The 25,279-nt window shown below is 59.3% G+C and carries 24 protein-coding genes; 7 read left to right on the forward strand and 17 right to left on the reverse strand.

Annotated elements, in window-relative coordinates; all coding sequences use genetic code 11:
• Positions 1–9 precede the first annotated feature (9 nt).
• From C7K55_RS06795 to C7K55_RS06805, 3 genes are read right to left on the reverse strand one after another with little or no spacing between them, the layout of a single operon-like run.
• A complete protein-coding gene (locus tag C7K55_RS06795) occupies positions 10–744 on the reverse strand; it encodes an ATP-binding cassette domain-containing protein (RefSeq protein ID WP_106502668.1) in 735 nt (244 codons plus the stop codon).
• Complete coding sequence (devC, locus tag C7K55_RS06800; protein ID WP_106502669.1) at positions 744–1,913, reverse strand: ABC transporter permease DevC; 1,170 nt, start codon at positions 1,911–1,913, stop codon at positions 744–746. The genes C7K55_RS06795 and devC overlap by 1 nt, the downstream gene beginning before the upstream one ends.
• Positions 1,910–2,974, reverse strand: coding sequence for an efflux RND transporter periplasmic adaptor subunit (locus C7K55_RS06805; RefSeq protein WP_106502670.1), 1,065 nt, complete (start codon positions 2,972–2,974; stop codon positions 1,910–1,912). Before C7K55_RS06805 ends, devC begins: the two co-directional genes overlap by 4 nt.
• Before the next feature lie 77 nt (positions 2,975–3,051).
• On the opposite strand from C7K55_RS06805, the gene C7K55_RS06810 reads away from it, so the two are divergent.
• Entirely contained in the window at positions 3,052–3,669 is a 618-nt protein-coding gene (locus tag C7K55_RS06810) for a TVP38/TMEM64 family protein (protein ID WP_106502671.1), read from the forward strand.
• Here the strand turns inward: C7K55_RS06810 and C7K55_RS06815 are convergent.
• The 6 genes from C7K55_RS06815 to C7K55_RS13750 all read right to left on the reverse strand — a co-directional run bounded on the left by C7K55_RS06815 (position 3,645) and on the right by C7K55_RS13750 (position 14,307).
• On the reverse strand, positions 3,645–3,830 hold the full coding sequence (locus tag C7K55_RS06815; protein WP_106502672.1) for a hypothetical protein: 186 nt from the start codon (positions 3,828–3,830) through the stop codon (positions 3,645–3,647). The two genes, C7K55_RS06810 and C7K55_RS06815, sit on opposite strands and share 25 nt — an antisense overlap.
• Before the next feature lie 67 nt (positions 3,831–3,897).
• A complete protein-coding gene (locus tag C7K55_RS06820) occupies positions 3,898–7,197 on the reverse strand; it encodes an alkaline phosphatase D family protein (RefSeq protein ID WP_161956136.1) in 3,300 nt (1,099 codons plus the stop codon).
• Between the two features lie 224 nt (positions 7,198–7,421).
• Positions 7,422–12,902 carry a choice-of-anchor I domain-containing protein gene (locus C7K55_RS06825; protein WP_106502674.1) on the reverse strand — a complete coding sequence of 1,827 codons (5,481 nt, stop codon included), beginning with the start codon at positions 12,900–12,902 and terminating at the stop codon, positions 7,422–7,424.
• 386 nt (positions 12,903–13,288) lie between these two features.
• The gene (locus C7K55_RS06830; protein WP_106502675.1) at positions 13,289–13,558 is read right to left on the reverse strand and encodes a choice-of-anchor I domain-containing protein; all 270 of its coding nucleotides are present in this window, start codon (positions 13,556–13,558) and stop codon (positions 13,289–13,291) included.
• A complete protein-coding gene (locus C7K55_RS06835; protein WP_106502676.1) occupies positions 13,542–13,949 on the reverse strand; it encodes an LVIVD repeat-containing protein in 408 nt (135 codons plus the stop codon). Before C7K55_RS06835 ends, C7K55_RS06830 begins: the two co-directional genes overlap by 17 nt.
• Before the next feature lie 199 nt (positions 13,950–14,148).
• A complete protein-coding gene (locus C7K55_RS13750; RefSeq protein WP_193486218.1) occupies positions 14,149–14,307 on the reverse strand; it encodes a hypothetical protein in 159 nt (52 codons plus the stop codon).
• 79 nt (positions 14,308–14,386) lie between these two features.
• Between C7K55_RS13750 and C7K55_RS06840 the strand changes: the two genes are divergently transcribed.
• Positions 14,387–14,764 carry a hypothetical protein gene (locus C7K55_RS06840; RefSeq protein WP_106502677.1) on the forward strand — a complete coding sequence of 126 codons (378 nt, stop codon included), beginning with the start codon at positions 14,387–14,389 and terminating at the stop codon, positions 14,762–14,764.
• 45 nt (positions 14,765–14,809) lie between these two features.
• Positions 14,810–15,379 (forward strand): tellurite resistance TerB family protein, encoded by a 570-nt coding sequence (locus C7K55_RS06845; RefSeq protein ID WP_106502678.1) that lies wholly within the window; start codon positions 14,810–14,812, stop codon positions 15,377–15,379.
• Here the strand turns inward: C7K55_RS06845 and ligA are convergent.
• Together ligA and C7K55_RS06855 are read right to left on the reverse strand one after the other, a co-directional pair.
• Complete coding sequence (ligA, locus tag C7K55_RS06850; protein WP_106502679.1) at positions 15,376–17,424, reverse strand: NAD-dependent DNA ligase LigA; 2,049 nt, start codon at positions 17,422–17,424, stop codon at positions 15,376–15,378. The genes C7K55_RS06845 and ligA overlap by 4 nt on opposite strands.
• Positions 17,425–17,434: 10 nt before the next feature.
• Positions 17,435–17,857, reverse strand: a complete 423-nt coding sequence (locus tag C7K55_RS06855) for a hypothetical protein (protein WP_106502680.1) — start codon at positions 17,855–17,857, stop codon at positions 17,435–17,437.
• 111 nt (positions 17,858–17,968) lie between these two features.
• On the opposite strand from C7K55_RS06855, the gene C7K55_RS06860 reads away from it, so the two are divergent.
• The 3 genes from C7K55_RS06860 (at position 17,969) to C7K55_RS06870 (ending at position 19,732) form a co-directional block, all read left to right on the forward strand.
• Positions 17,969–18,514 carry a SprT family zinc-dependent metalloprotease gene (locus C7K55_RS06860; RefSeq protein ID WP_106502681.1) on the forward strand — a complete coding sequence of 182 codons (546 nt, stop codon included), beginning with the start codon at positions 17,969–17,971 and terminating at the stop codon, positions 18,512–18,514.
• A gap of 140 nt (positions 18,515–18,654) precedes the next feature.
• A complete protein-coding gene (locus C7K55_RS06865; protein ID WP_106502682.1) occupies positions 18,655–19,161 on the forward strand; it encodes a hypothetical protein in 507 nt (168 codons plus the stop codon).
• A 49-nt stretch (positions 19,162–19,210) separates the two neighbouring features.
• Positions 19,211–19,732, forward strand: coding sequence for a DUF1269 domain-containing protein (locus tag C7K55_RS06870; protein ID WP_106502683.1), 522 nt, complete (start codon positions 19,211–19,213; stop codon positions 19,730–19,732).
• Here the strand turns inward: C7K55_RS06870 and C7K55_RS06875 are convergent.
• The 3 genes from C7K55_RS06875 to C7K55_RS06885 all read right to left on the reverse strand — a co-directional run bounded on the left by C7K55_RS06875 (position 19,672) and on the right by C7K55_RS06885 (position 21,743).
• Positions 19,672–20,148 (reverse strand): hypothetical protein, encoded by a 477-nt coding sequence (locus C7K55_RS06875; protein WP_193486222.1) that lies wholly within the window; start codon positions 20,146–20,148, stop codon positions 19,672–19,674. The two genes, C7K55_RS06870 and C7K55_RS06875, sit on opposite strands and share 61 nt — an antisense overlap.
• Positions 20,149–20,232: 84 nt before the next feature.
• A complete protein-coding gene (locus C7K55_RS06880; RefSeq protein WP_106502684.1) occupies positions 20,233–20,865 on the reverse strand; it encodes a chorismate lyase in 633 nt (210 codons plus the stop codon).
• Positions 20,866–21,071: 206 nt separating this feature from the next.
• Positions 21,072–21,743, reverse strand: a complete 672-nt coding sequence (locus tag C7K55_RS06885; RefSeq protein ID WP_206603485.1) for an FkbM family methyltransferase — start codon at positions 21,741–21,743, stop codon at positions 21,072–21,074.
• Between the two features lie 184 nt (positions 21,744–21,927).
• On the opposite strand from C7K55_RS06885, the gene C7K55_RS06890 reads away from it, so the two are divergent.
• A complete protein-coding gene (locus C7K55_RS06890) occupies positions 21,928–22,158 on the forward strand; it encodes a hypothetical protein (RefSeq protein WP_106502686.1) in 231 nt (76 codons plus the stop codon).
• A 35-nt stretch (positions 22,159–22,193) separates the two neighbouring features.
• Here the strand turns inward: C7K55_RS06890 and C7K55_RS06895 are convergent, their stop codons facing one another.
• The 3 genes from C7K55_RS06895 to C7K55_RS06900 all read right to left on the reverse strand — a co-directional run bounded on the left by C7K55_RS06895 (position 22,194) and on the right by C7K55_RS06900 (position 25,277).
• Complete coding sequence (locus tag C7K55_RS06895; protein WP_161956139.1) at positions 22,194–22,976, reverse strand: sulfotransferase family protein; 783 nt, start codon at positions 22,974–22,976, stop codon at positions 22,194–22,196.
• Between the two features lie 16 nt (positions 22,977–22,992).
• The gene (locus C7K55_RS13270; RefSeq protein WP_127431996.1) at positions 22,993–23,802 is read right to left on the reverse strand and encodes a glycosyl transferase; all 810 of its coding nucleotides are present in this window, start codon (positions 23,800–23,802) and stop codon (positions 22,993–22,995) included.
• A gap of 557 nt (positions 23,803–24,359) precedes the next feature.
• Positions 24,360–25,277, reverse strand: coding sequence for a hypothetical protein (locus tag C7K55_RS06900; protein ID WP_106502688.1), 918 nt, complete (start codon positions 25,275–25,277; stop codon positions 24,360–24,362).
• Positions 25,278–25,279: the final 2 nt, after the last annotated feature.

Raw genomic sequence — 25,279 nt, forward strand, 5'->3', positions numbered from 1 at the left:
GCCTCGGGCTCAGGCGCTCGCCACCAGTCGGCCGTCCTCCAGGTTCACCACTCGGTCAGCGATATCGAGGATCTTGTTGTCGTGGGTCACCATCACGATCGCGGCGCCGTGGCTGTCGGCCAGCTGCCGGAACAGGTCGACCACATCGCGGCCGGAGGTCTTGTCGAGGGCTGCGGTGGGTTCATCGGCCAGCAGCAATCGGGGGCTGGGGGCTAGGGCGCGGGCGATCGCCACCCGCTGCTTCTGGCCGCCGGAGAGTTTCTCGGGGTAGTAATGCACCCGTTCCCCCAGTCCCACGTGGCCCAGCATGGCGGCGGCGCAGTCATCCATCGCCAGCCGGCCTTGCCCCAGCCAGACGGGGCTGACCTCCAGGCCGAAGCGCACGTTCTCCAGGGCCGTCAGGTAGGGCAGCAGATTGTGGGCCTGGAAGATGAAGCCGGCCTGGCGCCGCAGCCGGGTCAGGGTGGTGTTGTCGGCCTCCAGCAGCTCTTCACCCAGCACCCGCAGGCTGCCGCTCTGGGCGGCCCGCAGGCCGCCGAGCATGGTCAGCAGGGTGGTCTTGCCCGAGCCGGAGGGGCCGGTGAGGATCACGATCTCGCCAGCATGCACGCTCAGGTTGATGTCGGTGAGCACCTGCTTGGCGGTGTCCCCCTCGCCGAACCAGTGGTTCAGATGCTGCACCTTGATCCGCAGCTCGCGCCCGGTGTGATCGGGTGAGCCGGCTGCAGTGTCCAGCGGCCCCATCAGAAGATGTCGGCGGGATCAAGCCGCCGCAGCTTGCCGGTGGCCAGCCAGCCCGATCCGGCCGCCATCGTCAGGGTCAGGGTGAACACCGCAACGGCTCGCTGGGCGGTCATGGCGATCAGCAGCGAGGTGGAGTTGGCCAGCACGGCATAGAGCCCGATCGCCAGCACCAGGCTGGGCACGAAGGCCAGGGCAGCCAGCAGCACCGATTCCTGCACGATGATGCCGACGACGAAGCGATCGCTATAGCCCATCGCCTTCATCGTGGCGTATTCCGGCAGGTGATCACTGACGTCGGAATAGAGAATCTGGTAGACGATGATCGCGCCGACGATCAGGCCCACCAGCACCCCCAGGTTGAAGATCAGACCGAAGGAGGTGTTGTTGCGCCAGTGGTCCACCTCCACCGCCTCCAGCTGCTGGAGGGTCAGCACCCTGACCGATGGATCGAGAAAGCTCGCCAGGGTGGCCTGCACCTGTTCGCGGCTGACGCCCGGTTGCAGCTGGATCACGCCGAGCTGGATGTCATCACTGCTCTGATCGGGGAACCAGGTTTTGAAGTTGCTGGCCGACGTCAGCAGGTTGATGTCGGCGGCGAAGGTGAGGCCCATGGTGAACAGGCCGTTGACCACGGCCCGCTTGCCGCGTAGCTCGGTGTCGTAGTAGCCGTCTTTGGCCACGATCCGGGCCACTGGACCGGCCGCCTCCTTGGAGAGGGTGTCAAAGAACAGGCCATCGGGACGCAGTAACTTGCCGCGATCGGCCTCTAGTTCGGGGATGCGTAGGGCTGGATTCTCCGGCGCCAGACCAAAAATCAGGGCCTGCTTTTTCTCGCGACTGTCGCGGTTCAGCCAGTCGGTCTTGCCGATGTACAGCGGTGTCACCGCTTCCACCCCCTGCACCCCCAGGGCCTGCATCAGGCGGCTGCGCGGCAGGTTGAGCGGTTCGCCCAGGTTGGTGTAGCGGCGGCTCACCATCACCAGCTCGCCATTGAGGCGTTGCAGCGGCCGCTTCTGGCTGGCGTACAACCCGCTGGCCAGCCCCAGCTGGAAGAACACCAGCACGTTGGCGAAGCTGACACCGGCAATGGCGGCGAGCAACCGCATGGGCCGATGGCTGGTCTGCCGCCAGGCCAGGGGTGTGCGGCGCAGCGCGGCGAATGGGTTCATGGCGCGCCACTCAGGACGCGATCCCGGGCCGCCTTCTGGTCAGCCTGCTGGGCCGCGGTCAGCGGGGCGAACAGCACATTGACCTGCAGGTAGTTCAGATGGCTGGCGAGGGCCGACTCCTGCGGGGTAAGGCCGATCTTCACTGCCAGCACTCGCCGGTCCAGGTTCTCGCCGGCCTGGCCACTGAACACGGTCTGACGGCTGACCTCCCGGGCAATCTCCACCACCTGGCCCTCCACCTTGCGGCCCTTGAAACCATCCGCACTGAGGCTGGCCTTCTGCCCCAGGGCGATCATCGGCCGATCGCTCTGATAAACCTCGGCGATCACGCCCATGCGGCTGCTGTCGCCCATTTCCAGCAGGCCATCCTCACCAACCTTGTCGCCGGGGCGGGCATGCACCTTGAAGACGGTGCCGGAGAACGGCGCCAGCACCGTGGCCTTGGCCCGTTCGGTCTTGTCCTTGTCCAGGGATGCCCGGCTGGAACGCAGTTCCTCCACCAGGGTTGCCTTGGTGGCGATCGCTTCGGCCAGCTGAGCCTTGGCGCTGCTTTCGTCAGCCTGCAGCTTTTCGACCCGGTTGGCGCTGGTGGCCCCTGCGGCGAACAGTTGCTCGGCCCGGCGTGCCTCGGCACTGGCCTGGCGCAGGTCGGCCTTGTAGCGGGCGATGACGCTGTCCTGGGCGGCCAGCTTGCTCTCGGCCACGCGGATCTCCGCCTCGGATTGGCGCACACTGCTCTCCAGGGTGTCGATGCTTTCGAGCACCGCCAGAGGTTGGCCTTTACGCACCTCCTGGCCTTCCTTCACCAGGATCTCCCGCACCCGGTCATTGCTCAGGGAACTGGGCACCGACACCTGGCTGATGCCGCCCAGGGGCTCGATCCGGCCCAGGGCGGACACCTGGCGGGGCAGCAGCGGTACGGCCTTCCGCGCTTCGACCTGCTTCTGCTGGCGTTGCTGCCACAGGCGAGTGCCGAGGCCGGCAAGCAGCACCAGGGCGAGCAGGGCCGCCACCACCTGCCAGGGTCCGCGGCCCCCCTTGCGACCCGTCGGAGTGCGCATTGTAATCGTTGGATGTGTCCTCGCCTGGGCCGGTTATAGGGCGCCGGGCTGGCTCTGCCCACCGCTACGGTTCGTTCATGGATGGATTGGCACTGCTCGACCAGCTGCTGCCCGCCCTGCGCTCCCCCCTCGGTGCCCTGGCGTTCGTGCCGCTCTATGCGCTCTGGGTGACCCTGCTGCTGCCAGGGGTATGGGCTTCGATGCTGGCTGGCGCCCTGTATGGCACCTGGTGGGGCAGTTTGATCGTGTTTGTAGGGGCCTGCCTGGGGGCCGAGGCCGCTTTCCTGCTCGGTCGTACCTGGTTGCGCAATTGGGCCCGCCGGCGGCTGGCGGCGGTGCCGAAGCTCCTGGCGATCGAGCAGGCGGTGAGCCGGGAGGGGCTGAAGCTGGTGCTGCTAACCCGCCTCTCGCCGGCCTTTCCCTTCTCCCTGCTCAATTTCGCCTATGGCCTCAGCGAGGTGAGCCTGCGCGACTACTCGATTGGCTTGATCGGCATCCTGCCCGGCACGATCCTGTTTTGCGGCCTGGGCGCCTTGGCCGGCGATGTGGCCCGCTTCGGCGAAGTGCTCTCCGGCGAGGCCGATGCCGGCACCTGGGCTCTGCGCATAGGCGGCCTGCTGGCCAGCGTCGCCAGCGTTTGGCTGGCTGGTAAGGCGGCGCAGCGGGCGCTTCAGGGGGGTGATCCACCGGCCTGATCGGGATCGGTAAGCCGCCAGTTGCGAAGGGCCGCAATCAACACAAAACAGGCCAGGCGAAGCCGTGCCAGCACGCCGGGGCGGGCGGCCAGCTCGGTGAATTTTGCTCGGCCGCATTCGGTTTTGATCCAGCGGAAGACGTTGGGGGCGGAGTCAGTCACGGGCTGGCCTGTGGGGCCAGAGACAGAGCCCGTGGGCGAGGGCAAGGGGTGGACGACCAGAGGCGGTCTAGATAATTGAGAAGTCGTCGGCTGCAAGGTCAACCCTGTTCTTAAAGAGAGTAAAGGCACCTCCGTTCGCGCCAAATCCACCACCCGAGCCGTTGCTGTTGAAGAACAGTTGTTTTGAGCTGGTTTCGTAGACAATCGAGGCATTCGATGCAGCTGCTGCATCGATGCTTGAGACGGTGGCAAACTCTCGAGAAATGCTGAATCCGTTGCCTTTGGCACTTGCAAGTCCGAATGAAGAAGCGCTGAGCGAGATTCGATCTCCTTGTCTGGGCTTGAAGTCGACAATGAAATCCCGGCCCTCTGAGCCGACGTTAAACAGCCCTCGCTCGCTTGAAAAAATAAACTGATCTGCACCCTTGCCTCCTTTAAGCCTGTCATTGCCTTCGCGGCCCCATAAAGAGTCATTGCCGCCGCCTGCCTTGAAGCTGTTGGAGCCCGAGTTGCCAATGATCGCGTTGTCGCCGGAATTGCCGCTGGCATTGATGTCGTTGGAGCCTGTCAAGATCACGGTCGACTCTCTGGAATTCCGGGGGAGCTTTAACGATGTGCCAACCTCCACAGGGATGCCGATCGTGATCTGTTTGATCGATGGAGCCAAAGGCTGGCCAGTGATGGGATCCGGTTGGGGAGCCGGTTGTGGGGCCGGGACAGGAACCGGTTGGGGAGCCGAGACAAGATCCAGCTGAGGAGAGAAAACTGCGGCGGCTTTGCTATCACTGAAGGCCAGTTGCAGGTCGATGCTCGCCAGCTGCTCTGCGGTGAGATCAAGCGGAGCGGTGGCCCTGAGGGTGGTACCCGAGGTGGTGATCCATTCGGGGCCCTTTACTTTCAGCAGCTGCAGAGTGTCGCCATCAAGATCATTGACATGGATGCTGAGATCACTGATGAGCTCAGCCCCACGCCTGAGCTCGAGGGTGACGGGTCCGGCTTTCAGCTCCGGTGCGGAGTTGATTGATACATTGAAGCCTCGCAGCAGCGCTTTCACTTCGGCCCACTTTCCTGAGGGGGCCACCCCGTCGATCAGCAGTTCGTCGATACCTGGTGCGTAGTCGAGAATTTGCAGAGCCCCAGCGCTGCCGGTCTCGGAGGAGTCGATCAGGAAGCTGTCCCGTTCCAGGTCCACTAGGGCCGTGAAAGGCGAGAGGCCGAGGGCGGCGGAGCCCGTAAACAGTTTTCCGCCGATCACTCGATCGTTCAGCGCTCGCAGGAAGAACCGGTCGGAACCGGCTCCCCCCACCAGAAGATTGTCGCCCTGGCTGTCGGTGTTGAAGATTTCGTCGCTGCCACCAGCTGCCTCGATCTTTGAACCCACCCCGACGAAGATGCGATCGCCGGCTTCCGAACCCAGCAACGAGACGTCGGCCAGCTGAACGCCGACCCGGGGCAGGGTGGCGAAGGTGTACGGGTCGAGCAACGTCTGGCCACCGTTGATGTCGACAGCCATGCCGAACACCAGATCGAGCTCTCGCCAACCCGATTGCCAAGTAATCTGCGGAGTGGATTCGGGTTGAATAGAGAGCTTGAAATCGCTAGCGGCAACCACGGTTTCCGTGGCCCACTGGGACAGGCCGGAAACAGGATTCACCCCATCCAGGAACTGGAACGTTCCGACCGCCTGCTCCTTGGTCACCGCGAGATCCAGGAAGCCGCGGCGGTTCAGATCGGCATACTTCAGGCCGCTTACATAGCCGCGGAATAGGCCATCGAGGCCATCCACCGAAGGGTACTTATCACGGATGTAACCGTCTGCACCGGGAAAGTATTTTTCAAGCCCTGGGGACGTGACTCCTGGGGTGGCAAATTCCACACCCGCCACCGTGCCAGCTGGCTTGCTGCCAGGGGCCATCGTGTCGAGCACACCAGCCCAGGCGTTGTGGGTGTCCCCGGCAAGGCTAATTAGGCGCTTGCCTTGGGCGAGGGCGGTTTGAAGGATGGTTTCCCGCTCGACGCCGTAGCCATCCCAGGCATCAAGGTTGTAGGGAATTTTGCCGCCTTCAGCGAACAGGGCCTGCTCGGCCGCCGAAAGCTCAGCAAAGGCGGTGCCGGTGGCTAGTTTCTGCAGCGGAGCAGCATATTTGTCCAGCAGGCTTAGATTACCGGCGTTCAAAAGCAGCTCGGCGGGCACCGCCATCGACTGCATCAGCACCTGCTGGCCGAGCACCTGCCAGGCAGCCTTCGATTGGCCCATCTGGCCTTGCAACCAGGCCAGCTGGGTATCCCCAATCAGATCCCTGTTTGGATCTCCCCAGGCTTTCTGCACGGCGGCAATTACCAGCTCCTGGGTAACGACGGGTGCCAGGGAAGGGGCGAAGGCCGCGATCGCCTGTTGGCCTACGGGAGGGGTAACTCCAAGCCTCGTGGCGTAGGCGGTCAAGTCTGTGGGGCTTGCGATGATCGCGCCAATGCGGGCCTGCACAGCTGCCGCGTCTGGATAGTCGAGTTGCTCATCCCTGGCCGTTAGCCGGGTTTCGAGCACATGCAGATCCAGGACATCCCCAAAGTTGAAGGAGCGGTAGCCCTGGGTCAGGGGTGTGCTGGCATCACCTTTGTCGACGCCTTGACGCAGCAGTGGTTCGCGGATCGGCAGCCACTCGTAGTAGGCCTTGAGGGCAGCATCACGGCGCGCGATCCAGTCACCTTCTGTTCCAGGCTGGTGGTTTTGGGCACCACCACTCCAGCTGTCATTCGCTGTTTCGTGGTCGTCCCAAATCGCGATCAGGGGCGCTGCGGCGCGCAGGGCCTGGAGGTTTTGATCGGTGTGGTACTGGGCATACCGCTGGCGGTAGTCGTCGAGGCTGACAATCTCGCGGTTCGGCAGGAAGCCCCGATCCGTGGCGGCGTCCTCGGCGGCTCCATAGCCTCCGGGGCCATATTCATAGATGTAGTCGCCCAGGTGCACCAGCGCGTCGTAGGGATTGACGGCCTGGATGGCGGCGGCACGGCCGTAGGCCGCAAAGGTATCCGCGGCGGGGAAGTTGGCGCAAGAGAACACGGCCAGGCGCACCGCGCCGCTATCGACAGGCAGGGTCTTGGTTTGCCCCGCCAATGAGGCCACATCCCCGACGCGAAAGCGGTAGTAATAGGTGGTGTCTGCCTTGAGACCGTCGGCCTCAACCTTCACCGTCCAGTCGCGGCTGGCACTGGTGCTGAATGTGCCGCTATCGACGATCGAACCGGGCTCAAAGCCAGGGCTGAGGGAGGCCTGCCAAGTCCCGTCAATTTGCTCGTTATAGCCTTGGGGCGGTGTGATCCGAGTCCAAAGGATAACTGAATTGGAATAGGGATCACCCGAAGCCACGCCATGGTTAAAAGCAACTAATGGTGATGGCATAGTCCGGATGACCTCAATGTTGGTGGTTGTGTTAGCCGAGGCCTAGAATTGGCCTGAGCCCTAAATATGGTGGAATGCCTAAAGCTGGGGGATCGGTTTGAAGCGCTCCGCCTGCCTTAGACATTCCTTGGGAAAGTGATCCTGATCGGCTGGCTAAGAGCGAATCAGGACCACAAAATCGACAGGCCCAATCAGCTCAGGTTTGTTAGACCAGCGAAATTGGACTGGTTGTTCAGCACGGAAGCGCTCATGTTAGTGAAGTGGCCCAGCTCGGTTGTGCCCATATTCAAGAGGGTGTCGCCGCCCACTTGGGTGAAGCTGAGGGCGCTGAAAGCAACTCCGCTGAGCCCCACCTTATCTTCACCGGCCTTGAAGTCCATCACGAACTGCTTAGCGGCAGGCTTATCACCAGGTGCGCTAATCAGCCAGAACTGGTCGGAGCCAGCGCCACCGTTGAGGTAGTTGGTGCCAGCACCGTCAAGGACGTTGATGATGTCGTCACCCTTGCCGCCGAGAACACGGTTGCCACTCGTGCCGACATAGAAGATGTCAACACCGGCCCCTCCGTCAAGACGGTTGTTGTCCAATTTAATAGCCCACAAGGTGTCGTTACCAGAGCCACCGGTGATCACGTCCCGCGCATTGGCATACACCGTGTCGTTTGCTGATCCAGCAAAGATCAGGTTTGAATGACCGTCGACGATGGCGATGTCAATTTCGTCTTCACCAGCCCCGGTAAAGACGGTATCCATAACTCCGTCAAAGCTCGTCATCTCCATGCTCTTGTCGTCGCCGCTTGTACCGGTTTTGGCCTCGTCGAGTCCCAGATCCACGGTGTACTGGAATATCTGACCGCCGTAATCGGCTTTGACATCCTTGACCTGGCCAGAGGACTCACCACCCATCTGCACGACGCCGATGAATAGCTGCTCGGAGAGGGGAATCTCATTGGCAATGGTTTGCGCCTTGTTGCCCTGCAGCTCTTCAGTGGTGTAGAAGTTGCCTTCGGCATTCCTGGCAACCAGGGCGGTGACGTTCCAGGAACCCGAGAACTCAGCACCTGTAGCGTTGGTAAAGGCCCCTTCCATTGCCGCCACCTTCGCCTTGGCGCGGGGGTTGTCAGCACCACCAGCGATGGCCAGCAGGTCGCCGGTACCTTTCTCCTTCAACGCCAGGGTCGTGGAATCGAGCGACAAAACGTATTTGCGCTCACCGGCCACGTTGCCAGAGTCTTCATCAACGATGAGGAAGTCTCCGTCGTCGTTCTTGACCCAGATCAGACCGTCTGGTGCAACGGCTTTGGCCGCAGGGGCGCTGCCACCGAGGTGCAGGGCTGCGGTCTTGCTGCCGTCGAGGTTGTTTTTGCCAACGTGAGCTTCACCAGCGCCGTTGGTGTCCAAGGTGAGCGCACCTTCAATGGCGGGCAGCACCCGGTTGACATTAACAGACAGGAACTGGGGCAGAGCGCCATTAGCTGCTATCAGCTCCTGGCTGATCGTGTTGGTGAGATCAAAGCCGAGGATGCCGCCTGATGCGGTCATGTTTTGGACAAACCGCACCTTGCTGGTGTCAGGATCGACCGCCGAATGCTCGATCTTGCTGTCAGCGGTGAAGAACTTGTAGCCAGTGGGTTGTTCAGCTGCTTTCTCCCAAAGGTTCATATCGGTGTCTTTGACAGCCTTCGGCTTGTCGAAGCCTCCCCACTGATAGGAAGTGCCATAGAAACGACCCTGGATGTTGTCTGGAGCAGTTGCGGACTTCAGATAGGCATCTGCAGAAAGATCGTCGATCAGAAGATCTTTGTCAGCATCGGGATTGATGCCCAACGTGGTGTATGTGGCATCGCTTAGGGCTAAACCGTAGATTTTGCCATGCAGAAGACCATTTCTAGCTAGGAACTTATCCCGCTCAGATGCGGTGCTTTCGTTAATGGTGGTGCCATCAGCCAGTTTGCCCTTGATGCCGATGTAGATGCGGTTAGGGACGGATTTATCGTGGTTGTAGCCCGAGAGGACCATGGCCACGTAGTCCTTATGGCCAGGATTAATCGGCAGGAGCTTTTCATAGCCCCCCTGACCCAGGACGGGGACGGTGTACGCCGTTTTGTTTGCAACGTCGATCACCATCGACGCTAGGCCCATGGTGTCGTTCGCCGTGGCAGCGCTTCCGAAGTACCCGGCGCCCATGTTCCATTCTTCTGCCATGAACCAAACATCGTTAGCAAAGCCGATGTTGTTCCCATACTTATTGGCTTGCTCGAACCAAGATCCGCAGAAGGAATGGAAGTGGAAGTCAGCTTCGGTGAGCCTCATGTCCTTCGCGGGCCTACCACCACTCTGAGCGACGGCGCTGCCGAACTCAACATAGGTTCCGTCGGGCTTGGTCTGGTTGCCCCATTTGGCACTTAGATCAGTTTTGTCGCTGTTCTTGCCATCGACAACCTCTCCAAAGACGTTGTAGAGGGTGTCGAACAGGAAGCCGCTGCCTTTGACGATGTCAGCGCCGGTTTTGCCGGTCTGGAGGAAGTCGGCAAAGCCCGCACGGTCGTAGTCGACGTAATGGGTCTTGGAGCCGGTGAAGGTGACCTTGCCACCATTCAAGGGCTGGGCGTAGGTCTGGTTGGAGCTCGTGGCGTACGACTCGGACTGGAACGCCACCCGAATTGTGGTGTCGTTCAAAAGCCAGGCGGCATTGCCATCCGGCCAGCCGGTTAGGGCCAGGCCAGTGGATTTGTCGACTTCACCGACGGTGGCAAGGGCCTTGAAGGTTCCGTTGGGGAAGTCGGTGCGGCCGCTGCGCCCGTCGATGAGATGCTCGGGGGCAGTGGAGGTTCCGGCCTGGGGGATCAGGGCCGTTGTTTCGCCGATGGTTTTGAGGTTCACCTGGTAGGTGTCGAGGGTGCCAGAAACTTCATTGGCAGCTAGTAAGAAGCCACTGCCATCGCTATCGGTGCTTACGAACTCGAGCCCTTCAGGGGAGATCGAGTTCACGTTCTGAAGCAACTTGAAGAAGGTTGCCTTGCTTGGATCAGTGACGTCGTAAACGGCGATGGATGCGGATGTGCCCCGCTCCATACCGATAAAGGCGAAGACACGCCCGTTGATCTCCTTGGTGGTGACCATTTCGGGTTCCATGCCCTTGTCGTCACTGCGACCATCGTCATAAATGCCGGCTGTCTTGGCGATCTCGTCAAGCTGGTTGCCCGAATCGAACACCAGGTTGCCTTTGGTGTCGTAAATGCGGAAGCTGCGGCTGCCGAAGGCATAGGCTTGGTCAAGGGTGCCATCTTTGTTGTAATCTCCCTCGGAATTGATCAGGTTGAGACGATCACCAAGGTTAGCCCTGTCAGCTCCCGTCAGATCTTTCGAACGGGTTGCATCGTTGATGTGCAATCCTCCAGTTTTGAGATCACCGTTACGATCATCCCCTTCTCCGGCAACAATCAAATAGGTAATGTTGTTGCTTGCGTAGGCCGTGATGCCATCGGCCATGGGCAGGCCGTAGACGTCTTTAATGCCTATGGCACCACCGGCATCTGTTGTTGTGTTGGATGTATCGATTGGAGTGGATTTGAAGCTGATTACCGCAGCCGAGTTATCGGCGCGGCCATCAACGGCAACGAAATCGTTGTCGTTAAACACCACCAAGCTTCCATCGGGCTTGAGGGCTAGGCCCTCTGGCTTGTCGAATGCTGGGTTGGCGCCGACACTTGGAATGTTCAGCAGCTCCGTGCGCTGAACCATCCGGATGCCCTTGGCGGCCAGGGCATCGGCAATGCTGGTTGTCTCCAGCAATTCGGGTTGAGTGAACCCGATTTTGGCAGTCCAATCGAAGCCGAGCACATTGGTGGCACCGATGAGGTCGATCTCGACAACCGATTTATTTGCGGATGCCCCGGTGAGCGAATCGCGCTCAATCAGCAGAAAACGCTCGCGGGCTGCGTCATAGACCGCATCGCCAATCTTGTCGACCTTGGCTGATCCAGCCAGCTTGGAATCGGCATCGAGGAGATGCAGATATTCAGCTTTGGGAGTACCAGTTGCGGGGTCAATGGCAAGAATACGAATAAACTCTGCGTTTTTGAACCCACTGGGTTGTAACGCACTCTGTACGAAGGCATACAGGTATCCATCCTTGCTGTTGAAGGCCATGCCTTCAAAACCGCGGTTAATCAAACGGTTGGCATAGACGGCTGGCAGAGTCGCGAGGGTATAAGTTGAAACATCCCCACGACCCTGCGGATAGGTCACACCACTAAAGTCAGTGCCGCTAGGCACATAACGGCGTACCAGATTGCCGGTTTCGCTATCGAACAGGGCAATCTGGGGAAAATATTCATCTGAAACGGCAAACATTGGTTTGCCGCTGTTCATTGATGCAACCGTGATCAGGTTGATCGACTCGGTATCCAGGCCGAAAGCATCCCTGGGAATCTCGGTGTAAACATTGTATCGACCAGCATCATTTGCGATGCCGTTGCCGGCTTGGCTCAGTTGGAAGCCCTTGTCGTGGGTGGCTAGGGCGCCGATGCCGGTGGAGCTGCGGAAGCCGCCGCTGCCATCGGGTACCTTGAGGGTGATCGCCTGAAGTTGCTGGAAGCCAGAAGCGGTCTGGGCGAGCTTGTAGATCGTGATCGGAAAATCCGGATCATCAAAAATCTTGCCGGTCCTGTTTGCATCGCTGGGATTGTCGTTGGTGCGATCGCCAATGGCAGCGGCCTGGGGACCCCGGTCAGTGATCACATAGAAAATGTCCTGACCATTCTCGATGCCTCCGTAAACCGCACCGGAAAGGCCACCTGCGGTCACCTCGCCTGGATTAACAACTCCATTGCTGTTGAAATCAGGGCGACTGTTGCTATTGGTTCCTGTGGGGTAGGAGAGCGAAAAGGTGTAGTTGGCGGCCTTGGCTGTGCCGCGGCTCCAATCCTTGATGCCCATGCCCCAGACCTTGGTCAGGGTGCCGGTGGCCAGATCGATCTCGGCAACAGCATTGTTCTCCTGCAGGGTGACCCAGGCTGTGTTGCCGAGGGTCGCGATCGATTCGGGCTCAAAGTCCTGGGCGACGGTGGCATCCTTGCTGCCGCCGCTGATGCGGATGCCCTGCAGGTTGAGGCGTGCGGCCTGACCGTTGAATGCTTCAAAATTAACGGTCTTGACCGTGAAGCCAGTGGCGTTAGCGGTGGTAGGTCCGAAAGAGGTGGTATCGATCACTGAGATCGTCCCCTGGGCGTCGCTCTCGGCAATGGGCGTGTCGATCACCTCGCCTTCATTGGCGACGACAAGTTTTTTTCCATCGCTACTGAAGCTCACCGCGTCGGGCAGGGCCCCCACAGTCACCTTGCCCAGTTCGGTCAAGGTTGCACTTGAACCTGAGCCACTGAGGCGATAGAACGCCACATGGCCGTTGGCCGACTTGGGCTTGGTGGCGTCTGCGACCGCGACAGCCACGAGATCGCCACTGACGTCGACGCTCTGAGCTGGACCAGCAAGGGTCAGCTTGCTGACCCGGCTCGGGGCAAGCTGACCGTTGAAGGCGAGGAGCTCTAAGGTCTCTCCGCCTGTAATGACAAGTACAGAATTATGTTCCTTTGAATACGAAACAATCTCGGCACCACCGAGGTTGACGTTGTTAAGGAGACCAAAAGACATGATGGCTTTTGAATTTTCCAAAACTTAACGACCCGGTTGGCTTCTCGATGTCCTGGTGGATTCAGTTGCATGTGACGAGCGATACACCATGATTTTTTGCGGACCTTAGTCAGAGTTCACCCCGGCCCTGTGCAGTCGGCAGGTTTACCTGGATGGCCAAGTCAAAATGGTGCATTTTGCGGATGGGCTGCCAGCTCAGCTCAATTTGACGGCGAAACCCTTGGCGTGGGAAATGGGTAAAGGCTTGGTGGTCGTTTGCCAATCTTCCCCAAAGATGAGGTCTGGCATTTTGGGATTGGGGCGATCGCCGCTGTCATGGCTGGCGGCGCCAATCCAGTAGTTCAGGGCACCAGCATCGAATCAGCAAGGCTGACCCCCATCGCCCACGCTCAGATCTGTGAGGCCACTCAGGAATGTGCCAGGAATGCGATCTTTTTGATGACCGGCGTGGTGCCGCTTAGATCGAGCTCGGCGAAGGCGTTGTTCTCCTGCAGGGAGATCCAGGCGCTGAAGTCGATGCTCTGCACATCAATCTGGGCTAGCGCCACTGGCATTTCTGCCAGGAAGCCGCTGGTGTCGATCACCGAGATCGTGCCTTCGGGATCGATTGTGTACAGCGCATCCGGCTCGCCTTCATTCGTTACTAGAAGCCGGGTGCCTTCAACATTGAACTTCACCGCATTGGGCAGGGAACCAGCTGTGCCGCTGCTCAGAAAGGTTGGTAGCGGAATTGGTCAGGTCGTAAAACTGAACAAACCCAGGTTCGGTCTTGATCTTGTTCTGAACTGCAACGGCAAGCAGTTTCCTGAAGACGGCAACACCCTGCAGGGTTTCGAGGCTACCCTCGGGACGTGCAATGGCGATGGACGTTAGGTTGGATGGGTCAGTCAGATCTGATACAACGATGGCGCCAGAGCCGCTACCCACTGTGTAGAGATAACCAGTGTCAGCGCTGTAAGCGGAGATTTCCGCATTCGCCCCAAAGCTTGCCATAGAGAGGACATCCTCAGCTGCAAGCACCGCCGGGTCAAGAAGATTGACGACGAGTGAAGCGCTGAGTTGGATCAAGTGTTACAAGATTGCCAACCTCGTGCTCGGTAGAGAGTTAAGGAGTGGCTATCGGTTTGTTTGCTGGAGGGCTGAAGTTAGGAGCCATGCTTTAACTCTATTCAGCGATATAAGCACTGAGTTGTTGCGTCTGTCTTGGGTGCGACTCCTTAATCAAGGTTATACCTTCTTGGCTGTCTCTTGCCTTTCCGAACAGTTTTCACGTTGTTAGCCGCCAATCCCGCAGCGCTGCGATCAACACAAACCAAGCCAGCCGCAGCTTTGCCAGCAGCCCCTGCTGGGCGGCCAGTTGGTCGTATTTGGCGCGACCGCACTCCGTTTTGATCCAGCGGTAGGCCTGCGGCTGGGGATGGTCCATGAAGCCATCTTGCCGCGCAGGGTCCTAGGGGACCTGCGGATCGCTTGGTCGCCTTAAGTGGGTAAAGCACTCACGGCTGATGGAACCTCCGCAACCCAGCGCCTGGGATTGGCTGGCCATCGATCGAGCCCCCCAGCCCCCGGATCTAAGTCAGATCGGCTCGCCGGAGGCCCTCACTGCCTATCTAGTGGGGGTGGAGGAGCGGATGCAGCGGCTTGCCCTCATCGTTGAGGCGATGAGGCAAAGCTGGGCGGCTGGAGGACTGCTGAGTGAAGCCCAGTTGCTGGAGAAGGTGACCGAGCTTGATTTGCGCGATGGGGTTGCCGATGGGCGCAATGTGGCGCCTGTGCTGCAGGTATGCGGCAAGTGTGGTTGCAACCAAACGGGCCAGCACCGTTTTGGGGTGCGCTGCGGCAGCGATGCGCTGCGGCCCGCTGAGGAGCTTTCTGATCCCTAATCTTTGCCAATAACCTTTTCCTGCTTGGAGATAGGGCAATGGCAGGTGGATGGCACAACTTTGAGGGGCGAGATTCGCGTCAAGCGCTATCGCCTTAGTAAGCAGGGTGATCAGGCAATTCTGGGTGCCCACTGTCAGCTACTGAAGCGATACCTGGATTTCAATAGCCAGTCACTGCAACGCTGTCTGGATTTGGAGAGTGGCCAACTGATCGATGATCTGCCCGCCTTTCTTGAGGCCAGCCATGCTGCTAGCCAGCAGGGACAGCTTGATCGCCTCTATCAAAGTCATCAAGATGAATTGGCCGTTCTTTTGTATGTGGGGCGTGCCGATGGGGTTTTGCAGCGGCGCGAAAAGGAATTGATTGCCCACTACCTGGTGGGCCGATTTACAGGTGGATCCCTGCAAGTTGAAGAGATCGCCCGTGATCTGGCCTGGAAGCCTGTGCCAAATCACGATGATTTCAAGTTGGCTACGCAACGGCTTGCTCAGCTGGAGGCTTCGCTTAAGAAGCAGATCGTGCAGTTATGCAGGCAGCTCATTGAGGTGAAGGAAACTCTTGATGGCGATGAGGAGGCATCTATAGCTGAGGTGATCGCCCTGCTCCAGCCTTAAGCAGAGCCAGCCTTAAGCAGCTCCAGCAGTCCAGCTTCATCCAACACCGCCACCCCCAGGCTTTCGGCCTTGCTGAGTTTGCTGCCGGCTTCCTCGCCGGCCACTACGTAGCTAGTTTTTTTGCTCACCGAGCCGCTCACCTTGCCGCCGGCCGCCTCGATCAGGGCTTGGGCGGCGCTGCGGCTCATAGATGGCAGGCTGCCGGTGAGCACAAAAGTCTGCCCGCTTAGGGGCGTTTCGGAAATAGCTCCAGGCTCCTCAGGCTCTGCTGCCAGCGAGAAGCCCAGCTGCTCTAGGGCCTGCAGCAGCAGCTGGTTGGCAGGAGTGGCAAACCACTGCTGCAGCGATTGGGCTATTTCAGCGCCAATGCCGAACACGGCGGTGATCGATTCGGGTGTGTTGGCCGTGGCGGTTGCCAGATCAGCAGCACTAGGGAAGGCCTTCGCCAGGGCTTTGGCGTTGACCTCGCCCACGTGGTGGATGCCCAGGCCGTAGAGCTGGCGGTGCCACGGTTGCTGTTTGGATGCCGCCAGGGCAGTCACCAGGTTGTCGGCGCTCTTGGTTCCCATTCGCTCCAGGCTGGCCAGCAGGGCCGCATCGAGGCCATAGAGGTCGGCGATCGAGCCCACCAGGCCCCGATCCACCAGCTGCTCGATCAGCTTGGCTCCCAGGCCATCCACATCCAGGGCTCCCTTGCTCACCCAGTGGCGCAGGGCGCCGCGCAGGATCGCCGGGCAGCTGGAATTCACGCAGCGGGTGGCCGCTTCGCCCTCCTCCCGCACCAGCTCCGAGCCGCACTCGGGGCATACCTGGGGCAGCTCCAGCCGCCCGGCTCCCGCTGGTCGCAGCTCGCTTAGAACCCTCACCACCTCGGGGATGATCTCGCCGGCCTTGCGCACCACGATCGTGTCGCCGGCGTGCAAATCCAGCTCCGCCAGGCGATCGGCGTTGTGCAGGGTGGCCCGGCTCACCGTGGTGCCGGCCAGGGGCACCGGTTCGAATTCGGCCACGGGGGTTATCACCCCGGTGCGCCCCACTTGGCAGGCCAGCCGCAGCAAGATGCTCGGCGCTTCCTCGGCGGCGTATTTGAGGGCGATCGCCCAGCGAGGCGCCTTTTGGGTGAAGCCGGCGGCGTCCTGGAGGCGCAGGTCGTTGAGCTTCACCACCACGCCGTCGGTGGCGTAAGGCAGGGCGCGGCGGCCCGTGTCCCAGGAGCTGAAGAAGGCTTGCACCGCCGCCAGATTCGGCAGCAGCTCGGCATTGGGGTTCACCTTGAAGCCTGCGGTCTGCAGCCATTGCAGGCTTTGCCACTGGCTGCTGGGCCCCTGGGGCGTGTCTTTCGGCAGGTGCAGGGTGTAGGCGAAGAAATCCAGCCGCCGCGCCGCCACTACTTTTGGATCCAGCTGGCGCAGGGTGCCGGCGCAGGCGTTGCGGGGGTTGGCAAACAGGGCCTCGCCGCGGGCGGCCCGCTCGGCGTTGATGGCAGCAAAGGTGTCATCGGGGATCAGGGCTTCGCCGCGCACCTCCACCCAGGCAGGTGGGTTCTCGAGCTGCAGCCGTAACGGCACCGAGGCGATGGTGCGCACGTTGGCGGTGATCTGCTCGCCCCGCTCGCCGTCGCCCCGGGTGGCGGCCTGCACCAACAGCCCGTGCTCGTAGCTGAGGGCTAGGGCGTTGCCGTCGATCTTCAGCTCACCGACCATCTCTAGGGGGGTGGCCGGCTCGCGGTCGAGCACCTTGAGCAGCCGGCCATACCAGGCGTCTAAATCGCTTGGGTTGAAGGCGTTGTCGAGGCTGAGCAGGCCGATGCGGTGCTCCACGCTGCTGAACCCCTCAGCTGGAGCGCCCCCCACCCGCTGGCTGGGGCTGTCTGGGGTGATCAGCTCCGGGTGGGCTGCTTCCAGCTCCAGCAGCTCGCGATAGAGCCGGTCGTAGACCGAATCCTCCATTTCAGGAGCATCCAGCACGTAGTAGGCGTGGGCGGCCCTTTGCAGCAGCTGCCGCAGTTCGCCGGCGCGGGCCTGGTTGGGGGGAGCGGCGCTCACGGCTACTGAATCAGGCCGCTGCGAGCTTGGTGATCCGATCTACCCGCCACTGCTCTTCGATTTTGACGAAGGTGAAGTCGAGGGGCAGCTCGTCTTTGCCCTCGCTTTTGAGCTTCACCGTGAGGATCAGCTGGCCTTCATCAAGCCTGGGCCGGCCGGATTTGAGGTTGCGGTACTTGTTTAGCTGCAGTCCCGCCAGAAAGCGGATGAACTGCTGCCGGTTGACGTGGGAGCGGTAGTTCTTGGTGGTGAGCATGTAGGCGCCGTCCACCTGGCCGCTGGCCACCTGGGTGAAGAACTGCTTGATCAGTGGGTTGATGCCGCGGGCGCTGAGCACCAGCTTCACGGCGTTCACGGTCCAGAAGAGCAGCAGGGAGCCTGCGCCGGCCGCTAGGGCCTTGGTGCCGATCTCGCGGGCGATAACCCAATCCATCTCGATTCCAGCTGCGCTTTAGAGGTGCAGAGTCTGACCGACGGCCTTGCCTCTTGGGACCTGGCGCCTGGGCTCGGCACAATGCGCCCAGCCCCTGCGTTCCTCTGCGGCATGCCCCTTGAGCCTCTGCTGCCGCTGTTTCACCGGCTCGACCGGGAATGGTTTGACGGCAGCCTGGCGCCGGCTGGTCAGCGGTTAGTGGATCTGCGCTGGAGCGATGGCCGCATGCGCCGCACCGCCGGGCTCTACCGGCGCGGACGCCATGCCGATGGCCGCCCCCTGTGCGAAATCGTGCTGTCGCGGCCCCTGCTCGATCCCCTGCCGCAGGAAGCCACCCTCAGCACCCTCTGCCACGAAATGATCCATGCCTGGGTGGATCGGGTGGTGGGTGTCGAGGAGGCCCATGGCCCCCACTTCCGCGCCCGTATGGCCGCCATCAACGGCGCCCAGGCTGGCTTCAAGGTGAGCATCCGCCACCGCTACCCCTTGCCCTCCAGCACCAGGACGCCCCGCTGGCTGGCCTCTTGCCCCAATTGCGGCGTCAGCGCCCCCTACCGCCGCCGGGTGCAGGGTTTGGCCTGCCGCTTCTGTTGCGACCGGCTGCACGGCGGCCGCTGGCACCCCAGTTGTCTGTTGAGATTTGAGCAGGCGGCCTAAGGTCCCGGCAGCACGGCACTGCCATGGGCGTTTTCCTCTGGACCCTGGAATTCGGAGGTCTCACCATTGCCTTGGTGGGGATGGGCCGGGAGCGCTGGCTGGCGGGTCGCCGTCGCTAGCTGGATCCTTAGCCTGGGGCCATGCCTGAATCCTGGAAAGACTTAGATCGCCTGGTGAGTGCGGGCCGCCAGCTCGTGGATGGGGTGTCCGGTGCCCGCCCCGGCTCCCGCAGCGGCAACCGGGGCGAAGGCCGCCGGCCCGCCGGCCCCGCCGGAATGCCCCGGCTCGATGGCCTGGGTCGTTGGGTGGAAAACAAGCTCGATTGGATCCTGGAAGACGAGGACGACTGGCGCGAGCCCTGGCAGGAGGCTCGCCCTGAACTCAGTTCCCAGGCCCGGCCGCGCCGCCGCCTTGATGCCATTTCTCGCCGCAGCGCCGAGCCGCTCCGGGGTCAGCCCAGCCAAGAAAGGGAGCCGCAAGAAAGGGAGCCGGAAGAATGGCCCGAAGATGACGCTTTCGCCCTGCCCCGTTGGCAGCGGCAGCCGCCTACTGCGCCCCAATCCCAGCCCCAATCGCAACCTCCATCTCAATCCCAGCTCACGGGCCGGGCCATGCCCCGCTCCACCAGGCGCCGAGCTGGTGGCTGAGGGTCCGCTCCGCCAAGCTGGTTAGGTTGGTCTCAAATGCACTTAAAAGATGGGCAGCCTTGTGGTGGTTGGCTTTCCGAAGGCGGAAGAAGCCGAGCAGGTGCGGCGCGAGCTGGTGGACATTCAGCGTGAGCAGCTGATTGCCCTAGAGGATGCGGTGGTGGTGGAGCACGACAGCGAGGGCCAGGTACACCTGCGTCAGGCGATCAATCTCACCGCTGCTGGCGCCCTAGGCGGTGGCTTTTGGGGCACCTTGGTGGGTCTGCTGTTTCTCAATCCCCTGCTGGGTGCTGCCGTGGGAGCGGGCGTGGGCGCAGCCTCGGGCTCCCTTTCCGACATCGGCATCAATGATGGCTTCATGCGCGAGCTGGGCGAGACCCTGCCCCGCGGCAGCGCGGCCCTGTGCCTGCTGGTGCGGGAAGCCACGCCAGATCGGGTGATTGAGCGCCTGCGCGCCCATGCTCCCCACGCCAAGCTGCTACGCAGCAACCTCAGCCATACCGACGAGGATCAGTTGCGGGAGCTGCTGGAGCGGGCGCGCCTGCAAGCAGAAGCCCTGCGTTTGGGTTGAGCCTGCGGGCCGACCTGAAAGTTGCAGCCCCGCTGGCGCAGCTCCTGATTCACCTGGGTCACCAGGTTTGCAGGTAGGTCGCTGGCCATTTCCTCGGCGGAGGTGTTGATCGAGGGGGACCCCTGTTCCAAGGCGCTGAGCAGGTCTGCCCATTGGTCGATCAGGTTGCGCTCGGCCATGGGACGCAGACCCTGCTCCTGCAGCAGGGTTGCGCAGCCTTCCCCGTTCCAAACGGCGTTGGGGCAGGTGGCATGGGGATGGTGTTGATAGGCCAGGCCCTGTTGCAAGGCCGTACTGGTGGGGGCACCGTTCTGCTGGCGCAGGCCGGCATCGCTGAGTAGCCGGCCGCAATGCACGGCGGATATGCCGAAGATGCGGCCGAGGTCGGTGAGGCTCAACCAGAGGCTTGTAGTCATGGCCAGGCTCCCTGGCGCAAGTGGCCCCATGCTGGACACCGCACTAGGCGCGTCAATCCGTCAACCGCGAATTGCTGTAAGCCGTTACTGAGTTTGTAAATCGTGACAAAGCTTGGCTGGGCCCAGCCAGTGCTCAAGGGCTGGTGAGAACACCTCCCGAATCACGGTGAGCTCCTTGCCCCCGCGGAAGAAGCGGTAGTGGCGACTCCAGAAGGGGCCCGCCAGGCCAAAGCGCTGCTCGAGCCAGGGAGCAGCAACAAGGGCCAGGCCATCTACCTCGCGGAACAGTTCAGCCCGTTTGGCCGTCAGGCTGCGCCAGATCGGCAGCTCCCGCTGCTGCAGGTAGGCGTCGGCCTGGCTTTGATTCCACCAGCTCTCTGCCCAGGCCAGGGTTTTGTCGCCGCAGCGCAGCCATACCTGGCGACGCAGCAGGGGACCATCGAGCTCCACGATTTCCGGGGGCGGTGGCGCGCCGGCACCGCCCCCGGCTGGCTCAGGCGCCATGGCGATCAGCTCGATCTCCACCGGTTTGCCCGTGAGCGACTCCAGGTGCCGGGTGGGGCTGCCGTCACCCAGTAGCAGCAGGCGCCAGGGGCCGCTCAGCAGACCATCGCCAGCGGCGGTGCTGCCATCGCTGAGGTTGAGCTGCCAGTGGGGTTTGGGGGATGGGAGCAGAGGAGAGGATTGCAGACGGTCCTTGCCATATGTCGGTGTCATTTCCGAATTCTGGCCAGCGGTGTCATCCAGCTGCGTTGGTTGGTGCCGATAGGGACGTCAGATTGGGCTGAGTTAAATCAAGCAGACTTCATTTCGATCTGATCAGCTCTCTCAGGGCGGTCGCGGATTCGTGTGAATTTGGGAGAGAAGGGGTCCAGGCTTCCTTCAAGCTGCTTGGGGCAATGTTGGGACTCCTGAGCCGCCAATCACAAATCCTTAGTACGCCTAAATAGGATATCTAAATAATTGACTCCATAGGGCTTGTCGCCGATATTAATTACGGAGTCACATTCAAATCCCATTGCGAGAAGACTGCTAATCAATTCACTTGCATTGTATGTATCAATTCCTTTTAGGCGGGTTTCGACGATGATCCAACGCAGTCGTTTGTTGCTAATAAGATTTTGGCTGCCCTTTAAAACACCAAGTTCGAATCCTTCTGTGTCGATTTTCAAGAGAATTAATTCACCAGATTCTTGATTATTGGCCGTAATTTTTGGCAATAGGTCATCCAAGGTTTTGACTGGAACCAGTATTTTGTCTGCATCTTTGAATTTGTCCCAATCGCGAAATAGGAATGATGATGCCTTTTTGGCATCATACAAGTGCAATTCAGTGTTCGCGGGTCCAGCCCCTACCGGAAGCAACTCTCCTTGAACTTTGGCGAGAAGCCTGTTGCGGATAAAAGAGTGATATCTGGGATTTGGCTCTACTAGATAATAATATGAATCAGGATAATTATTAATTAAAAAATCCGTTCCAGATGCTACTCCAACGTCAATAATAATCGCCGGATTGAGTTTTTTAAGGATGGACCCGGTTGGAATCCTGTGCATTATGTTGAGCTCAAAAAGTGACAGAATGGGCTGCAACAACATCTTCATCTTTTTGGATATGTGCCACGACTTTTTTGCCATCTGTACTTAGTTGGCGTTCTTGAATGATCAGATTAGGCTAGCCTATCTTTGTGCATGCAGCGCGATGATCATATGAATTCTTCGGGGGTATCCCGCCAAGTGCTGTCACTGCCGGTGCTCTAATCCCCCTTAAGCGCCTTTCGCCATGAGCGCACCGCTGAGCGCAGGGATCACCGCAACGGCACGCGTGATTGTCTGTTGGCCGCACCGAGCGCTTTTGACCGTGATGATGGAGGCCCTATGTCTTCGCCTTATCTACCGCTTCGGAGAAAGGCTCGTTGATGAAAGTCAGGATGTTCTAACGACTCTTATGGCGGAGATGGGCAGCAATTTATCTATCACTTTTCGCTTAATTAAAGTAATTAATATTTTTTAGGCTTGCGAAGATTAGGGCGAATTGACCATTCCAGATTATTTTAGGGATAGTGCAGTATCGCTCTGATATCCAAGGGCGAGAGCCAGGTTGCGACACGACATCCACACCTTTGAAGCCTCATTATCCGAAAGATGTGTGCGATAGCTGCCGATAGCATTGAATAATGGTTGATTAATTTGGTAATCTCGATATTCATTATGTGTAGCGCTTGCCCCGTATTCGGATTCATTAAGAGGTGGCTCTGGATGCTCATGTCCTGTCGATGTGCCATCTACAGTTCCTGAGTACCAACTCAAAGGCTGGCGGTGAAAGTCAAGCTGTGAATCTTCAAAATTAAAGCCCAAGAAGACCATTACTTCTGATAATGTCTCTCGGGTGTTTGTTACAAGGTTTTCATAAAGTACAATCTTGCATTGTGGATTTCTTGACCAATAAAGGGCACGTCTGTTGTCGGCTTTCCAACGTGCTAGCGATTTTTCAAGATTTTCGTAGCGACGTTTCATGGAGCCGACTGCATCTTTAGGGTTTCTTGAAATCAAAACTATTTTCGTAGAGGGTGCGCAATCCAAGATAAATCTAATGCTTCGGATATGTTTAGGGGTTTTTTCTACCCATTTTTCCGCACCACTTTCAATGACTTTTTGCTCAAAGGTTTTAATGCCTGCGGCGTACCATGTGTAGCTTCCCCTTCTTGCAATACCAGTCTCTCCCGGTATGGCATGGATTCGTGAATGGGCTCCAATTAGGCGAGTTAAAATGGATGTGCCCGAATGCCCACAGCCACATACATGTATCCCGCCTTGGAGTTTAGGACGCAAAAATCTACGCATATAATTAATTATTTGTGGAATTATCCTCTATGTCTATATCGCTCCATAGGGTCTTAATCCATGATATTGGCATAATGAATTTTCTTAAAAGAGCTGGGTTTTTTTCACGCCAAACACGACTCAGGTGAGCCCGGCGTCCTTGATATTGTGGCGAGTCGGTAGTCCATTTCCCAACCATGGCTTCTGCAGGATTGGGGCCACCTGGAAACGTAATAATTTTACAGCCTTTTGGAATCCTGGCTGCTTTGAATAGCCTCCATGGCATTGGCCCAAGGCAATGAAGTCTAAAATGTCGCGTCCAGCCCCTAGGCCAAAATTTTAGAAATTTTTTAGTGCTATGCGTGATGTAATGTTGTTCAAACTGAAAGCGGTCCGCAATAGCTTGTGAGTCTTTTTGAAAGATTGCCAGGATATCGGAGTGCGCACCGATTGTAAATCGAAAGACCGATGTTTGGCCTAGCCTGCTCAGTGGGCGAGCCCAATTTCTTTCCAGAATAATATCCTCTGGATTGCCAAAATTGAAATAGCAATCAATATTGTCAATTATGATGCTGTCAAGATCGAGAAATAAGACAGTCCCATTTAGGTGTTGCTCAATTTCTTTGCCCCAAAGGGCAACTTTTTTCCATTTTCCACGGGTCTTTGTGGGGGGGGCGCAGCCAAGTTCAGGAATGGGATAGCTGAGGATCGCGGGATCGAGTCCGCTGCTGTCATCTGTTAAGCAGGCGAAGCTGAATTCGCCCGTCACGTGTGTTTTGGCGCCAGCATATAGTCGATTAACATATTCAGGGCCATACTTGTCGCCCCACTTCATGCAAACGAGAATCTTTGGGCTATTCATCACTAGTTGCAGCGTTGTGACTGGATCCGGTTAGGGCCTTGTAATTAAATTTAGCAAATCCTTGGTGGTAAATTGAATGCACTCGTTGATGCATGGCCTTATTTTGCTTGCGCGTTCGCCAATGGTAAGCCCTTGTCATGCGATCAAAGGGATTTCGCTCAATGCTAATTTTCATATATTTGCCCCCAGGCTTGATCAAGCTTTGCACTTGATTTCTTGCGCAGGTATATGGCTGTCGAATTTCATTTTAGTTTTTCTTTTGAGATAAGATTTCAGGCGTTCACCGGCGACAAGCGAGGAAGCAGCCCATGTGCTTGTTAGGATAGGCAACCCTAGCTCGCGCCTGGTTGATTCATCATCTGAGGGCCAGGGCTATTTCGGGAAAGTGGTGTTATGATGTCTTGTTTTGAAAGAAATGCGGATAAGGCAATTTCAGGTGAAGTCACTGCCGTTTTCTGATTTTTTAGGAGGATAAATTTGTGCTGATGAGATATGAGTATTTTGCTTATGAAGTCTGATCTTGGGATGGTTTAAAAGCCACTGCTAATGCTGATGCGGCGCTGCTCGCCGCCCTTCTCAATGACCGCTGTATCACCACTGGCTGAGCGCAAGCGCCAGCCGCTGCTGCCGATACTCTCGCCCACGGCGGCGCTGGTAGAGCTACCGCCCAGCTGGAAGATTGCTGAGCCGCTTTGCCCGGGCACCTGCACCACTCCCACGAGCTGGGGAGCGTTGCCACCACCGCCACTATTGCCACCCCGACTATTACCAGCACCACTCGAGGCGTTGCCCCCAGGGGTGCTCGCTGAGCCGGTGGCAGCGGGTGCCGGACTGGTGATGCGGCTGTTGATGGGCACTTTGAGTACGTCGGCTGCTGGGGAGCTGCTGGCTGGCAGGGTTGCCAGCTCTTCCATCCAGGGTTCGCCTGGAGGCGGTGGGGGCAGCTCTCCGTCTTCCCCTGCCCCAACTGCCGCGGCTGCCTGGGCGGGCTCGTTTGCTTGGGCTGGGGTTGTGCCGGGCCCCATGGTGCGCAGCCGCTCGATCAGCAGCATGTTGCGCTCCTGGCGGATGGCCTGCTGGCTCTGGTTCCAGAGGCCGAGCACGGCCAGGGCCATGCCTGCCACCACCATCACCGTCACACTGGCTCCTGCCAGTAGCAGGCTGGGCTGGCGGCCAACCTGATCCGCAAGCCGCTGCAGGGCGCTGCCTGCCCTGGGTGGGCGGCGCTTTGCTGAGGCCTGCTTTGGTTTGGAAGTTGGTTGTTTGGCTGGGGGTGGCGGCAGATCATGCAGCTCTACGGGGATGCTGCCGGCATTGGAAATTGCTGCGGGCGTGTCGCAGACCTCCACCTCAATCGGCTTTTCGGGCTCGAACACCCGATTGAGCACCTGCTCTGCCTTGAGTTCCCAGTAGGCCCGGGAGGTAGGTATGCCTCGTACCGGACTCACCT

This window comes from Cyanobium usitatum str. Tous (assembly GCF_003011885.1).
GTDB classification, from domain to species: Bacteria; Cyanobacteriota; Cyanobacteriia; order PCC-6307; family Cyanobiaceae; genus Cyanobium_A; species Cyanobium_A usitatum.

What these genes read in the sequence shown, in the direction of transcription:
- C7K55_RS06795 (WP_106502668.1), bottom strand. Translation starts at nt 744, where the DNA reads ATGGGGCCGCTGGACACTGCAGCCGGCTCACCCGATCACACCGGGCGC.
- devC (WP_106502669.1), bottom strand. Translation starts at nt 1,913, where the DNA reads ATGAACCCATTCGCCGCGCTGCGCCGCACACCCCTGGCCTGGCGGCAG.
- C7K55_RS06805 (WP_106502670.1), bottom strand. Translation starts at nt 2,974, where the DNA reads ATGCGCACTCCGACGGGTCGCAAGGGGGGCCGCGGACCCTGGCAGGTG.
- C7K55_RS06810 (WP_106502671.1), top strand. Translation starts at nt 3,052, where the DNA reads ATGGATGGATTGGCACTGCTCGACCAGCTGCTGCCCGCCCTGCGCTCC.
- C7K55_RS13750 (WP_193486218.1), bottom strand. Translation starts at nt 14,307, where the DNA reads ATGGACCATCCCCAGCCGCAGGCCTACCGCTGGATCAAAACGGAGTGC.
- C7K55_RS06840 (WP_106502677.1), top strand. Translation starts at nt 14,387, where the DNA reads ATGGAACCTCCGCAACCCAGCGCCTGGGATTGGCTGGCCATCGATCGA.
- C7K55_RS06855 (WP_106502680.1), bottom strand. Translation starts at nt 17,857, where the DNA reads ATGGATTGGGTTATCGCCCGCGAGATCGGCACCAAGGCCCTAGCGGCC.
- C7K55_RS06860 (WP_106502681.1), top strand. Translation starts at nt 17,969, where the DNA reads ATGCCCCTTGAGCCTCTGCTGCCGCTGTTTCACCGGCTCGACCGGGAA.
- C7K55_RS06865 (WP_106502682.1), top strand. Translation starts at nt 18,655, where the DNA reads ATGCCTGAATCCTGGAAAGACTTAGATCGCCTGGTGAGTGCGGGCCGC.
- C7K55_RS06870 (WP_106502683.1), top strand. Translation starts at nt 19,211, where the DNA reads ATGGGCAGCCTTGTGGTGGTTGGCTTTCCGAAGGCGGAAGAAGCCGAG.
- C7K55_RS06875 (WP_193486222.1), bottom strand. Translation starts at nt 20,148, where the DNA reads ATGACTACAAGCCTCTGGTTGAGCCTCACCGACCTCGGCCGCATCTTC.
- C7K55_RS06880 (WP_106502684.1), bottom strand. Translation starts at nt 20,865, where the DNA reads ATGACACCGACATATGGCAAGGACCGTCTGCAATCCTCTCCTCTGCTC.
- C7K55_RS06885 (WP_206603485.1), bottom strand. Translation starts at nt 21,743, where the DNA reads ATGTTGTTGCAGCCCATTCTGTCACTTTTTGAGCTCAACATAATGCAC.
- C7K55_RS06890 (WP_106502686.1), top strand. Translation starts at nt 21,928, where the DNA reads ATGAGCGCACCGCTGAGCGCAGGGATCACCGCAACGGCACGCGTGATT.
- C7K55_RS13270 (WP_127431996.1), bottom strand. Translation starts at nt 23,802, where the DNA reads ATGAAGTGGGGCGACAAGTATGGCCCTGAATATGTTAATCGACTATAT.